Here is a 13,607-nt window from a genome sequence, read left to right on the forward strand (position 1 = left end):
ATACCATTCAAACAGGAGGTGAGTTGTGACTACTTTGTGAAATTTTCCGGCATTTATACACCCAAAAAACAGCTTTATGGACCTTCAATAAAAAACGAGGTGGGAAAATGTTTTCCCACCTCGTTTTTTATGCTTCTGCGTTAATGTAGAACCGTTGACTTTCTTGACATCTACCTATAAATCCTTCTTTGCGTAACTCGCTAAACAATTTGCGTATGGTTACGTAGCTGATACCTAAATACTCGGATAGCATTTTATAATTTAATTGTTTTGGTAGAAAATCTTTCGTATCATTTTCCTCGTGAAGTTCATCAGCAAGTTCTAATAAAAATTTTTTGCTACGCGATCTAGCTTTTAATTTATAGAAAATGCAGTGGTTTATAATAACTTCGTTAAAACGATGGGCAATTTGATAGCCGAAAATCCAACCTTCTTGTGTGTTCATCAAGGCATCAATAACTTGTTTTTTCTTAAATTTGATTAACTCGGTGTTTCCCACTGCATGAAAATCTAAATCCATATGGCTATCAAAAAACATACTTTCTAAACCTAAAAAACGGTCTTTGCCTTGAAAACAATAAATTGTATCGTCTTTGCTTACTGAAGCCGCCCCGTGTACAATGTAGTAGACGTATTCTTCGCGTTCTTTTAAAACAATTTTACGCCCATTTCTAATCTTTATATTTTCTCCGTAAATCGCAAATTGATTTTCTAATAATTTCAATAGTTCTTTTTCATTGAAGCGTTCCTCAACTACTTTTTTTGAATAAAGTTCTATTAAGTCTTCCATCATGAAGCACCTTCCCATTTGAAATCATTTTCATTCGCTTTGAACTTTTCCGTTTAATGAATATCCTTATTTTAACGCCTCAAAAATTTGTTCATAATTCATGATTTTATGATTTCATAAGGGAACTGTCCTTAATTTCTGTTTTCCTTGTTTAAATGTCGTATAAATTGCTTCATATCAACATTCCTGAAAGATTTGTGACATTTTCAAAACGAACGAAAGTCAAAACAAACCTACTTTTTCATAAAAAGAAAGAGGTTTTTTATTATTTGTGCGATTAATGTAAGCAGATTTGGGTAGGTATTAAAGTGAGGGGGAGAGGATTTTATGTACTCAAAAAGCTTTTTAGATGATTTTACAAATTTTGATTATGTGATGAAAATATTGAAGAGCAACCCGCAATTTAATCATAAATGTCACCAAATTGCACTAAAGACCGGGCTCTCTATTGAAGTGAGTTTTAAAAAAAATAAAGTCTATTTTATTCAAGAAGGGTATACAAAGCTTTCCAATCTAAACGGTAAGCGTCCCGTCTTTATTCTTATTTCTAAGCGTGGAGAATTCCCTTTCCTAATAGCACAAAATGATTTATCTGATGAACATGCGGAAATTTCCGCCTTAACTGACTGCATTCTTTGGGAAATCGATTTGGACTACTTAAACGATGTACTTTTAACAGAAGACCCTCGTAACTTTGTTCTTTTAAACTATCATATTAAACTTTCGCGTAACTCCATGATTCAACTCATTATGGATAGTTTTCCGTCTGAGGAACGCATTTATTATATTTTGCATTTTCTAGCAAACAAATTTGGCATTCGTAATGCGGACGGTTCTATAGACTTGCCGAGTTTTGTAACCTATGAGAAACTAGGTGAGCTCGCTTCTGTTTCACTATCTCACACATCCAACATTATAAAAACACTGCAAAAACAAAACATTATCTCGATTAGAAAAAAACAGTGGGTGATTCATACACTCCAAGACATCCCGATTGTTATCCCGTATACATTTGATCGTTGGGTATAAAAAAACTGCAAGACTTATGAAAAGTCTTGCAGTTTTTCAGTTACATGTGACGCGTTTCATTTGCGCCTTCACTCTACAGCTTTTTTCTTGTTCACAAACTTTGGAATTAACAGGCCAAACACGTAAGCAATAACGACCCCTGCTGAAACCCACAAAATTCGTTCAGCGAGTAACCACCAATGTGTCGCATTCATTTCATTATCGATGACCATCATAAATGAAAATACAATGTACGTCATGAAAAGTGGCATAATGTACGCTTTACTTTCATGTGTCCCGCTTGCTAAAACAAGCATCATCGCAGCCGCGCCCGCAATAATAATATTCCCCGCGTTCGAAAGCATCACTATGTAAATTAAAACAATTCCCGTCACAACCGAAACAATCCGGAAAACCGAACGCATCTCTTGCATTTCACGCACTGGGCGCATGACTAACCCTACAGAGCCCACAATCCACCCCGTATGGTCCAAATAAAAGCCAATAACCGTTGCCAGCATAATCGCTGTTGTAAAATACGGCGCATATTGCTTGAAAATCACTTTATTTGGATTGACAGCAGGTGCTTTTTTAACCCCTTTTGTTTCTTTAAAAAAAAGCGAAATCATGCAGGCTACAGTCGAACCAAGAACCATGCTTAGCCCAATTGACACCCCCGCTTGAAAATCCGTAATACTTAAACCAATTCCAATTACAGGTGTAATAAAGAACATAAACGCCGGTACGCCTTTTTTAGATGCCGCAAACATCGCAGACAAATACGCAAATGCGCCCATTGAAACGGTCGCACCTACAATGCCAAAATATGATTTTAAAAGCGCGCCAATGAGAACTGATAACGCAATGACTGCGCCCATTATCAAAATCGAAACTCGCCCACGCCTAGTTGGCGCAATCTTCGTAATAGCCGCTGGAATGAGCCCAATGAGCATACCCATGCCGATTGACATATCCACGAGAGTCGCAATTAAAAAAACTGGAATTGCACTAATGAATGTTAAAACCGCATTGCTCCAATTCCATGAAAAATACTTCTGAATCGTCATTCTTGTTTCGCTCCTTCTGTTGCTGTACATAAGGGGCACAAACGAAACTTCAAAGAAAATTGACTATAATTTGTATACGCAGATTTGAGTGCATCTTGTGGCGTTTCAAACTTTCCTAAAATAAGCCGATTCTCCCTTGCTGGTATATTCTCACATGAATATTTATGAATCACTCTAAATTTATTCGCATCTTGAACAACATCAACCACATATCCTTCCACGCTAGCCCCTCCTTTATTTAAGTATATCTTCAATCATCAAGTTGTCAATCATATTGGTTACATAAAACGTGCCCATTCATGTGCAATTTCTACTTGTATCCATTATAATGATAGTACTAACGTGAAAGAGGAATAAAAAATGAATTTGCTAATGGATTTTGGAGCAAATATTTTTATCGCTTCTGCAGGTACTTACTTTATTTTTAAAATAATACCTTATCAAATTAATCCTCAACTTCTCATGTGGCGGAAAGCTGTAATTTTTTTGCTTATTTTAATCAGTAACTTTTTACTTATGTATTTCGCATTTGAGCTGCCTGACGGTGTGAAAATTGATTTACGCTACGTATCCATCATTTTAATCGCCATTTCGGCTTCGCCCATTTTCACAGTCTTCTCCGCACTTCTCATCGGGCTAACGCGCTTTCTTTTTGGAATATCTGGAATCGCCATACAAGCTTTATTCTTCATTCTTTTGCTCGCCCTACTCATTTCAATATGGATAAAATTCCGCAAAAGTAAAATTCATGAAAGTCAGCTCATCGTTGAATTATTCATCATCAGTGTCATCGTATATATTATCAACAGCAGCTTTTTTTATGGTTTTCAGCTTAAAACGCTTATTTTAATCACTACTTGGACGGTTTTCAACGGCCTTGCATTACTTATTCTTTATGCCGTGCTTTTTGATATGCGACGGACGCGGCATTTGTATATTGTTGAAACCGAGCGTGCTTTCACAGACGCCCTCACAAATCTTGCGAACCGACGCGCATTTGACCAGCGAATTCAGCTACTCATGGAAGATACCACAGTAAACAAATTAAGCGCTTTAATGCTCGATATCGATTTTTTTAAATCTGTAAACGACAGTTATGGGCATCTCGCAGGTGATAAAGTGCTTCAATCATGCGCTTCAATCATTCAAGAGCACTGTTTGGAAAAAGGGAACGCCTTTCGTTTGGGCGGAGAAGAATTTTGCATCTTGGCGATTAATTTTGATGAAAAGGCCGCCTATGACCTCGCCGAAAAAATTCGCATCGCCATTCAAAACTCTGCCATCCCGATTGACACCACACAAAAAATTTCCATCACCATTTCAATTGGTGTAGCGACAGCTTGCGATTCACGTGAATTTCCTGAAATTCAGCACCTCGCAGATCGCGCACTTTATCAGGCAAAAAACGCTGGGCGCAACCAAAGTGTCATTTTATGAGAAAGTCAGTACAATTTGCTGACTTTTTTGTTTGCTCACGTTTTATCAAAAAAAAATGGTGGTATAAGAAAGTATAAATTTTCTAAATATTCATTAAAGGAGTGATTGTCATGGCACTGCAACCTTTTTCGAGTTCTCTATCCAAGCAATACGAGGAGTTAGCCAAGGAACGGGCATTAATGAATACGTTTATTGAGTGCTACATGACAATGCTCGGTCAAAAACAACGGATAGCAAGAATTCAAACCGAAATTGATCTTGCTCTCGACGACGGAAACAAGAAACGCTTCATTCTATTATCACTACGCCTAAAACGCCTTCAAGAAGAAGAATTACAATTTTAAAAAAGGTGGCTCGAGAATTCGAGCCACCTTTTCAATGTCTATATATGCGCCAAAATCTCTTCCGGCGTTTCAAAAATAAATTCCGCCTTCTCAAATCCGTCTTTTGATTTGGCTCCCCAAAGTGCGAGGCCGAAATGAGCACCGGCAGCGTGCGCACAGGCCATGTCATACGCGGAGTCGCCAATGTAAATGACGTCGGAAGGTTTTAAAGCTAGCATTTCAATATTTTTCAGCAAAGGAGCGGGGTGAGGTTTGTGTTCCGTCGTATCACTCGCGCAAACAATCGCATCGAAGTGGTGGTCAATACCGAACGGGTAAAAGCCCTTCTCCATTTCTACTGCATTTTTCGAAGTGACAACACCGCTCTGCGGAATCGCTTCAAGCGCCTCTTTAATGCCTTCAAAAATTTCCACCTCATGAATGAGCGATGCTTCGCGTTCCACCCATTTCTCAAAAATTTCTTCTTCGTCTAAAATATCCAATTGGGCAAGCGCTTTCTTGCCGGTTATCCCTAAAACAAAACGCAGTTCGTCTTGCGTATACGTGAGTCCTTCTTCTTGCAAAACAGATTGAAGAGAATGTAAAACCGCTTTTTCTGTATCTAAAATTGTTCCATCAACATCAAAAATAATCGCTTTATACATCTTTATTCCTCCTTTATTTTGCAAAAACATAATGATGATGCGGGGTATATTTACTGCGCTTTAACCGATTCGGTTCTGGCATACCGTATCTTTCAGCGCGAAGTTCATCGGCAAAAGGTTTCAATTCATTTGTACTATCCGCAATTTCAAACCGGGTATTTTCACAAGAAAAAGTTAAATATTGTCCGCCTTTTTCTGGAACAAGCGCAATATTACGCAAACTTGCGAGCGGATACGTGTGGCGTTTTCCCAAACCATAACTGTAATTTCGCTCAAACACCAAATAATCACGTTCCACATAAAATTCCCCGTACTGATATTCCATACCAATTTCTGAGTAAACTTTGCAAACACCTGACACAATCATTATTTTCGCCCCCTTCAAAGTCTCTACCTAAGTTGTACATGATGAAACGGGTTTCATGTCAAGCGTTTTCAATTTAAATTTTTCAGACTGATTTTCGAACGATTAGCGCATGCTCAATTCGCTCTTTTCTTACTTCTTTTGAATAAAATATTGAAAAAGCCATTTCGCCTAATTTTTTCAGATTGTGGTCGAGCGTTGTAAGTTCAAGCACGAATCCAATCGGCAAATTTTCTTGCCCTAAAATCGCCAAGTCTTCTGGTACACGAAGCCCCTTTTCGCGCGCATAGACCATGATGCCCGCTGCGACTTCATCGCCGTTTGAATAAATTGCATCTGGTTTCATGCCGCTTTCTTCAAAAAAATATCGGGCAGCCGCTATGCCGTCTTCAACTGTGTAGCAATCATTCAAGGCATAGTCTGCCGCATTTTTTTGATACACTTTTTCAAAGGCACTCATTTTGTGGCGCGTACTTGGGCTAATGCTTCTAGCCCGTCCATTCGTGAAACAGACGTCACGATATCCTTTTTCCTTCAAAAAAAGAAAGCCTTCTTGGTACGCTTTGGCGCGGTCGATATAGGCGCACGAAAGTTCGGGAATGTCCGTTTCCTCGCTTACGACGATGGGGCCGTACTCCGCATACTGCCGAATTAGCGCTAACGTATTCGCGCGCGAAGCGATGATGAGCCCGTCCACTTGTTTCGTTTTTAGCATCATCAAATATTTTTCTTCTGTTTTTGCATCGTAGCCCGTTGGAAATAGCGTCACCGAGTACTTCTTCCGGAAAGCCGCGTCCAGTACGCCGTTTACAACCTTATCGAACCACGGGTGATCGTTATAGGGTAAAATCACACCAATTGTGTTCGTTTTGCCAAGCGCCAAGTTTGTCGCACTCCGGTTTGGTATGTAGTCAAGCTCGCGCATCACTTCTTCTACGCGCGCGCGCTTTTCGCTCGCCACATACGGATGATTGTTTAAAACACGCGATACTGTCGTCACTGAAACACCCGCTTGTTTCGCGATTTCCTTAATGTTTGGCATTTTTTTCTCCCCCTATACAAAAAGCAGGACAAATTGCCCTGCTTCCGGCAAACTTAGTAAGCCGTCAAATTGTGTCCGCCGCTTCCTCCTGCTGCTGCAATGGATTAATTTCCACTCGCAGTGAGACAAGACGCGCATCTTTTACTTCAAGTGCTGTGAACGTAAATTGTTCGTAGTCTGCCACTGCTTTTTCCCCGTCATTTGGGATACTGCCTAGTAGCGTCAAGACAAAGCCAGCAATTGTATCCACACCCCGAGCGGGAAGTTCCACGTGAAACATGCGATTAAAGTCGTCCAGTGCAAGCATTCCGTCAACCTCGTAAGTATGGTCATTTATTTTCACAAATTCATTTGTTAAGTCATCATATTCATCATCGATATCGCCGACAATTTCTTCTAATAAATCTTCAATAGTAATGATTCCCGCAACACCGCCGTACTCGTCCATTAAAATCGCCATCTGATTACGTGTGCGCTGCATGTTTTTCAGCAAATCATCAATAAACATTGTTTCTTGAGCAAAATAAGCCTCTTTCACTAGTTTTTTAATGTCTACATGATCAAAACCAACTTTTCGTGCTTCTACAAAATAGTCTTTTAAATGCAAAATACCATAGACAGAATCCTGATCTCCCATGTAGACCGGAATTCGCGAATAGTTTTCTTCCAGCAATAAATCACAAATTTTTTCTGGTGCAAAATCCACATCAATCATAAAGGCATCCGTTCGTGGCACCATCGCTTCACGCGCATATTTATTATCAAGTTCAAATACACCGCGCAACATGCTAAGTTCTTCTTCCTCAATAATGCCATCTTTTGAACTCGATTCCATCAACATTTGCATCTCTTCTCGCGTCATGCGGTCATCTTCTGTTGCATCCGTCATCCGCGTTAATTTCACAAGCGCATTTGTCGAAAGTGACAACAATTTTACGAATGGGCGAAGTAACATCCCAACAACGCGAATCGGGCCAACCGAAAAACGAGCAATCGCCTCTGATTTTTGTAGCGCAATGCGTTTCGGATAAAGCTCACCGAATACAAGCGTAATGTAGGAAAGAATAATTGTGACAATAATAATCGACATTTCTTTAGCAAATGCTCCGCCGCCTAAATAAGACTCAAAACGGGTGGCAATGCTTGTCGCTGCCGAAGCACTCGAGAAAAAACCAGCAAGCGTAATACACACTTGAATTGTCGCTAGAAAGTTGCTCGGGTCTTCAATTAACGTCACCAATTTCTTTGCTTTCTTATCGCCATTCTCGGCCTGATTTTTAATCCGACCTTTGTTTAAAGATACAAGCGCCATCTCTGCCGAAGCAAAAAATGCATTGAGTAAAGTTAACACCAAAATAAGTATGAGTTGTAAAATAATCTGCTGACTCTCGGGGTCAGGTGACATGTAGCCGTCCACTCCTTAATAAAAGAAAATTTTGACTGGAAAACGCTCCCAGTTATTCAAATTTTACCATGTTCTCCCCCTTTTGGTCAAAACTGCGCGCCCGATTTCCCTTAAAGGCTTTCAAATACCCGCAGCGCATCCGCCTGAATCATTTCAACAGGAGCAGCAATCCGTAATGCCTCTTTGTTCACCGCAAAAATGGCTGCCTGATTATTCCGATACTCGATTAAATTGCAAAATGGACTCACTTGGAAACTTGTGCCCACAATGACGATCAAATCCGCGGTTTGCACTGCGAAAACGGCGCCTGAAATGGGTTCTTCAGAAATGCCTTCACCGTATAAAACGACGTTTGGTCGGACTTCACCACCGCACTGCGCATGAATTCGTGATTTCAAATACTCCGCCGCGGGAATCGCTGCTCCACAATTTTGACAGTAGCAATCATATAAGTTCCCGTGAAAATCAATGACCTTTTTAGAACCCGCTTTTTCATGCAAACCATCAATGTTTTGCGTAATTATCGTGATAGCTTTATCCCGCTCTAGTTCCGCCATTTTCAAGTGTATCCCGTTCGGCTTTGCTTTTGGATAATACATATTCTTTGTCACAAAGTCATAAAACAATTCTGGCTCACGTTTCAAACAAGTGGCGCTAAGTAAATACTCCGGATTCTGATACCCTTTGTAAAGGCCGTCTTTCGACCGGTAATCTGGAATTCCGGAAGGTACCGATACGCCTGCGCCAGTCAAAAAAACAATTTTACTCGCATTAAAAATCGCCGCCTGAAGTTGTTTGACATTTTCCATCTTCAAAACCTCTTTTCTCAAACAATTTGTGCCGTCAAAAATAGCCAAACATCTGAAAACAAATGCTTGGCTACCATTATATCACTCTTTCGAAACTTAAAAAATTTCATTTTGAAATTTACGCTAATTTATCAAGCGGTATCCAGCCAGCCATTCCGTCCTCATCAACGCACCACGCAAAGCCGTTTAATTCGCGATTACTTTCGACTTTATCGCCTGGTTTCACAGCGAGCTCACGCGCTGAGTAGTCTTCAGAAACGGTAGCAGACTTCCCGCTTTCATCCGAGATAAGTATTTGCTTTGGAACATAGCCTTCTAGCCCCGACGCCTTGACTTTGCAAAAAATCCAGCCTGGGTAGTCCTCGTCTTCTTGAAAGGTCCAAACGCCTTCATTTTTACCAACAAAAAGGGGGTTCGGCCTGTGCATATGATGTTCTTTTTTCACAAGATAGGTGCGATTCATTTTTTTGAGGCCTCATAATCTGCTAAAAATTTCTCAATCCCTGTGTCGGTCAAAGGATGTCTTAGCATCTGTTCGAAAACTTTATACGGGATTGTAGCAATATCCGCACCTGCTCGTGCACATTCAATGACATGGATGGGGTGTCTGACGCTTGCTGAAATGATTTCCGTTTCTATATCATGAACAGCAAAAATTTCCGCGATGTCGCGAATTAATTCTAAACCGTCCTGGCCGATATCATCAAGGCGACCTAAAAATGGAGATACGTAAGTTGCGCCTGAACGCGCCGCAAGTAACGCTTGTGCTGCCGAAAATACGAGTGTCACATTCGTTTTAATCCCTTCCGCGTGCAAGACTTTGACAGCCGCCAAGCCTTCGCCCGTCATTGGGATTTTCACAACCATATTTGGATGAATTTTCGCGATTTCACGACCTTCTGCAACCATCTTGTCCGCTTCAAGACTGACTACTTCGCCGCTAATTGGACCATCTACAATAGCTGTAATTTCCTGAATCACTTCGCCAAAATCCCGACCTTCTTTCGCGATTAGCGACGGATTTGTCGTCACACCAGCAATAAATCCCATCCGGCTAGCTTTCTTAATTTCCTCTACATTTGCCGTATCAATGAAAAACTTCATGCCAATTCCTCCTTCATTTAAAACGCTTTCAAATTTACGGTTCCATTATAACGCAAATTGAAGAAAACAAAAAAGATACAGCTTATCGCCCGCTGCATCTTCATTCCCTATAATTTAGATTTATCCAAAATAAGTAGTGGTTTCGGCTTATTACGAACAATCTCTTCTTTAGTTAAAGCTTGGATTGTGCACGCGACATACTCGCGTGATGTGCTTGTGTAACGAGCCAAAACTTCCTGAGTAATTTCTTTCGGCAAAATAATACCATCTTGTGAAAAAGTCCCAAGTTTATTTGCACATTGAAGCAATGCTTTTCGAATTCGCTCTTCTTTTTTATAAAAACTCAATTCCGAAAACTCTCTTGATTCATTTATTTTGATACCCATTTGCGCTAAAATAAAATTACGCTTTGGATCAATTTCTTCAAGAATTCCTCTTAAAAACGTACAATCCACTTCCATTACTTTTGCTTTTCCAAGACTTTGAATACAAACCTTTGATTCCCAGTTATCTGAAAATAAATATTGTAAGCCAAATGTATCTTCTTTCTGCAAAAAGCGAATGATAGCCTGTTTCGAAAATGTTTCACGTGCGTTTTTATTCTTCCTTTGGATAAAAACACCAAAGTACCCTTCTAGAATAAAATAAATCTTCTTTTTGTCCTCGCCTACTGTCTGGAGGATATCTCCTTTTTTGGTAGTGAAAACGGAACAATTTTCATTGTACCTTGGGTGCTCATAGCAAATTTCTAATAAATTTTTCAATTCTAAGTTAACATGATCAGTTTTGACAGGAAACATAGATCCTCCTTGTGAACGCTTTAGTTCTATGATTATATCACAAGCAAATTAGCATAATATTCCGATTATACAAAAATCTACCAAACTATCGTGAATTAAATCACTTTGTTGATTTGAAAATCTATATTTGTAGCTAATTTTAGATTAAAAACGAATATTAATGAATTATTTGTGACAATTTTTCACTGTCATTTCTTAAAAAAATTACCTCTTAAGCATGACGCACTTCGTGAAATTTCTCTATATAATAGAACAGGAATGGGGGAAAAATACATGAATAAAAAAACAACTGAAACGACCTATACATGGAACAAATTTTTCAGTCTTCTAGGATCCGTAAAACCAGCGAGCTGGATTATCGGTGTTGCCTTAATTACGAGCATCATTACAACCGTCGCCGGCCTTGTAGTGCCACTTTTTACAAAAGATTTAATTGATGGCTTTTCATTATCACAAATAAACGGCAGTTTAATTGCCATCATCGTGGCCGCATTTGTCCTTCAGGCAATCGCAAATGGCTTCTCTGTTTTTTTACTTAATTATATGGGGCAAAAAATGGTAGCCACCATTCGTATTCGTTTATGGAATAAAATCATTCACTTACCAGTTCCATATTATGATAATACCAAAACTGGCGAAACCGTAAGTCGAATGATTAATGATACCGTCTTACTTAAAGAGCTTATCGCAGACCATCTGCCGCAATTTGTTACAGGGATTATTTCGGTTATCGGCGCCGTCACTATTTTACTTTTCATGGATTGGAAAATGACTCTCGTTATTTTAATCGCCGTCCCAGTCACCGCACTAATCGTAGCACCGCTTGGGCAGCGCATGTTCAAAATTTCCAAAGGCCTTCAAAAGGAAACCGCCGACTTTACGGGTATGATTAGTCAAACGTTGTCAGAAGCACGTCTAGTGAAGGCATCAAACGCGGAAGATTTAGAGCAAAAACGTGGTTCAGAAGGTATCAATCGCTTGTTTGGATTTGGTATTCGCGAGGCAAAAGTTGTGTCTGTCCTCGCTCCGCTCATTTTCTTTGTCGTCATGGGGGTTATCGTAGCAATCATTGGTTATGGCGGTATCCGTGTCACTTCTGGCACACTCTCAACCGGAACGCTTATCGCCTTCCTGCTTTATTTGTTTCAAATTATTGTGCCAGTCACATCGTTTGTCACATTCTTCACGCAACTACAGAAATCTAAAGGAGCCACCGAACGAATTTCACAGATTTTAGACCAAGAGAGTGAAGAACTTCAAAATGGTGTTGAAAAAGATATTTCGGGGGAAAAAGTTCATATTGAAGATGTATCCTTCGCGTATGCGGGCAGTGACACCATTCTTGACGGCATCAGCTTTACTGCGAATCCGGGTGAGGTTGTGGCTTTTGCTGGTCCAAGTGGTGGCGGAAAATCGACTTTGTTCGCCCTTTTAGAACGCTTCTACGAGCCTGCGACCGGGGCGATTTACGTTGGCGACACACCGCTTACAGCGATTTCGACCAAGTCTTGGCGCTCCCAAATTGGCTACGTTTCACAAGAAAGTGCTATGCTATCCGGCACAATCGCCGACAATTTGACCTACGGCTTAGACCGCGAAGTGAGCGAAGACGAATTGTGGGCCGTCACAAAACTTGCCTACGCCGATGAATTTATTCAGAAGTTGCCAGAAAAAATGCAAACTGAAGTGGGCGAACGCGGCATTAAGCTTTCTGGCGGGCAGCGACAACGAATTGCGATTGCACGTGCTTTCCTAAGAAATCCTAAAATTTTAATGCTTGACGAAGCAACGGCCAGCCTAGACAGCCAGTCCGAACAAATTGTGCAGCAAGCACTCGCGAACTTAATGTCTGGCCGAACAACTTTCGTTATCGCGCATCGCCTGTCGACCATCGTGTCAGCAAACCAAATCCTCTTCATTGAAAACGGGCGAATTACAGGACGCGGAACGCACACCGAATTAGTCGAAAGCCACCCGCTCTATGCTTCTTTCGCCGAGCAACAATTGCAATAAAAAAACCACGAAAATTCGTGGTTTTTTTATTTACTTCTCTTCACTATTAAACGCGAATTTGCTTACAATAGCCGCAAGTGCGCCACCGACAATCGGTGCTACGATGAACAGCCAAAGTTGCGAAAGTGCTTCGCCGCCAGCAAATAGTGCCGGGCCAATACTTCTCGCCGGATTCACAGATGTACCCGTTAATGGAATACCTAATAAGTGGATTAAAACGAGTGTTAGACCAATAACTAGACCAGCAAACGGTGCGTTCCCATTTTTTCCTGTTACAATTAAAATAACTAAAACAAAAACGAACGTTAAAATAGTTTCTACTAGAAACGCGCCTGAAGCAGTTAAGTTCCCAAAACCATTCTGCCCTAAGTTAGTAGTGGCCAAGTCTGAAGAAATTAAGAATGTACGCAGTGTTAGCGTCGCCACAATGGCACCTAAAATTTGCGCTACTATGTATACAGCCAAGTCTTTCGCAGACAAACGTTTATTGACAAACATCGCAATGGAAACCGCCGGATTAATATGACACCCGGAAATTGTTCCAATACTATACGCCATCGCCACAATCGATAAACCGAATGCAAGCGCAATGCCTGGAATGCCAATGCCTTCAATCCCGCCGCCTAGAACAGCCGTCCCGGTACCAAACAATACTAAAACAAAAGTTCCAATAAATTCAGCAATTGCTTTTCTCATCTTATTTCCCTCCTTTCAAAATTGAATCAACATGTTTAAAAATACCATAAATCCGCCTAGAAAGATATGGATAAGTTGTGTATT

Annotated in this window: 16 protein-coding genes; 4 read left to right on the forward strand and 12 right to left on the reverse strand. The window is 40.4% G+C overall.

Annotation, left to right across the window (positions count from 1 at the left end; genetic code table 11):
- Positions 1 to 127: 127 nt before the first annotated feature.
- A complete protein-coding gene (locus BN1609_RS13365; RefSeq protein WP_088811025.1) occupies positions 128 to 793 on the reverse strand; it encodes a Crp/Fnr family transcriptional regulator in 666 nt (221 codons plus the stop codon).
- 324 nt (positions 794 to 1,117) lie between these two features.
- Here BN1609_RS13365 and BN1609_RS13370 point away from each other — a divergent pair, with 324 nt between their 5' ends.
- Positions 1,118 to 1,819: a Crp/Fnr family transcriptional regulator gene (locus BN1609_RS13370; RefSeq protein ID WP_088840994.1), complete on the forward strand. Its 702-nt coding sequence runs from the start codon at positions 1,118 to 1,120 to the stop codon at positions 1,817 to 1,819.
- A 68-nt stretch (positions 1,820 to 1,887) separates the two neighbouring features.
- On the opposite strand, the gene BN1609_RS13375 is transcribed toward BN1609_RS13370, so the two are convergent.
- Complete coding sequence (locus BN1609_RS13375; RefSeq protein ID WP_088840995.1) at positions 1,888 to 2,865, reverse strand: FUSC family protein; 978 nt, start codon at positions 2,863 to 2,865, stop codon at positions 1,888 to 1,890.
- A complete protein-coding gene (locus BN1609_RS13380) occupies positions 2,862 to 3,086 on the reverse strand; it encodes a hypothetical protein (RefSeq protein WP_088811028.1) in 225 nt (74 codons plus the stop codon). The genes BN1609_RS13375 and BN1609_RS13380 overlap by 4 nt, the downstream gene beginning before the upstream one ends.
- A 139-nt stretch (positions 3,087 to 3,225) precedes the next feature.
- Between BN1609_RS13380 and BN1609_RS13385 the strand changes: the two genes are divergently transcribed.
- Both BN1609_RS13385 and BN1609_RS13390 read left to right on the forward strand, forming a co-directional pair.
- On the forward strand, positions 3,226 to 4,302 hold the full coding sequence (locus tag BN1609_RS13385) for a GGDEF domain-containing protein (RefSeq protein ID WP_088811029.1): 1,077 nt from the start codon (positions 3,226 to 3,228) through the stop codon (positions 4,300 to 4,302).
- A 110-nt stretch (positions 4,303 to 4,412) separates the two neighbouring features.
- Positions 4,413 to 4,646, forward strand: coding sequence for an IDEAL domain-containing protein (locus tag BN1609_RS13390; RefSeq protein ID WP_088811030.1), 234 nt, complete (start codon positions 4,413 to 4,415; stop codon positions 4,644 to 4,646).
- Between the two features lie 38 nt (positions 4,647 to 4,684).
- Here the strand turns inward: BN1609_RS13390 and BN1609_RS13395 are convergent, their stop codons facing one another.
- The 8 genes from BN1609_RS13395 to BN1609_RS13430 form a co-directional block, all read right to left on the reverse strand.
- On the reverse strand, positions 4,685 to 5,290 hold the full coding sequence (locus BN1609_RS13395; RefSeq protein ID WP_088811031.1) for an HAD family hydrolase: 606 nt from the start codon (positions 5,288 to 5,290) through the stop codon (positions 4,685 to 4,687).
- A gap of 13 nt (positions 5,291 to 5,303) precedes the next feature.
- A complete protein-coding gene (locus BN1609_RS13400; protein WP_088811032.1) occupies positions 5,304 to 5,657 on the reverse strand; it encodes a hypothetical protein in 354 nt (117 codons plus the stop codon).
- Between the two features lie 82 nt (positions 5,658 to 5,739).
- Complete coding sequence (locus BN1609_RS13405; protein ID WP_088839384.1) at positions 5,740 to 6,696, reverse strand: LacI family DNA-binding transcriptional regulator; 957 nt, start codon at positions 6,694 to 6,696, stop codon at positions 5,740 to 5,742.
- A gap of 64 nt (positions 6,697 to 6,760) precedes the next feature.
- Positions 6,761 to 8,101 (reverse strand): hemolysin family protein, encoded by a 1,341-nt coding sequence (locus BN1609_RS13410; protein WP_088811034.1) that lies wholly within the window; start codon positions 8,099 to 8,101, stop codon positions 6,761 to 6,763.
- 110 nt (positions 8,102 to 8,211) lie between these two features.
- Positions 8,212 to 8,910, reverse strand: coding sequence for an NAD-dependent protein deacylase (locus BN1609_RS13415; protein ID WP_088840996.1), 699 nt, complete (start codon positions 8,908 to 8,910; stop codon positions 8,212 to 8,214).
- Positions 8,911 to 9,028: 118 nt separating this feature from the next.
- On the reverse strand, positions 9,029 to 9,373 hold the full coding sequence (locus BN1609_RS13420) for a hypothetical protein (protein WP_088811036.1): 345 nt from the start codon (positions 9,371 to 9,373) through the stop codon (positions 9,029 to 9,031).
- Entirely contained in the window at positions 9,370 to 10,014 is a 645-nt protein-coding gene (gene fsa, locus BN1609_RS13425; protein ID WP_088811037.1) for a fructose-6-phosphate aldolase, read from the reverse strand. The genes BN1609_RS13420 and fsa overlap by 4 nt, the downstream gene beginning before the upstream one ends.
- Positions 10,015 to 10,121: 107 nt before the next feature.
- Positions 10,122 to 10,814 carry a Crp/Fnr family transcriptional regulator gene (locus BN1609_RS13430; RefSeq protein WP_088811038.1) on the reverse strand — a complete coding sequence of 231 codons (693 nt, stop codon included), beginning with the start codon at positions 10,812 to 10,814 and terminating at the stop codon, positions 10,122 to 10,124.
- A 273-nt stretch (positions 10,815 to 11,087) separates the two neighbouring features.
- Between BN1609_RS13430 and BN1609_RS13435 the strand changes: the two genes are divergently transcribed.
- On the forward strand, positions 11,088 to 12,827 hold the full coding sequence (locus tag BN1609_RS13435; protein ID WP_088840997.1) for an ABC transporter ATP-binding protein: 1,740 nt from the start codon (positions 11,088 to 11,090) through the stop codon (positions 12,825 to 12,827).
- A gap of 30 nt (positions 12,828 to 12,857) precedes the next feature.
- Here the strand turns inward: BN1609_RS13435 and BN1609_RS13440 are convergent, their stop codons facing one another.
- Positions 12,858 to 13,523 (reverse strand): MIP family channel protein, encoded by a 666-nt coding sequence (locus BN1609_RS13440; protein ID WP_088811040.1) that lies wholly within the window; start codon positions 13,521 to 13,523, stop codon positions 12,858 to 12,860.
- Positions 13,524 to 13,607: the final 84 nt, after the last annotated feature.

The organism is Listeria sp. ILCC797 (assembly GCF_900186185.1).
Taxonomy (GTDB): Bacteria; Bacillota; Bacilli; order Lactobacillales; family Listeriaceae; genus Listeria; species Listeria goaensis.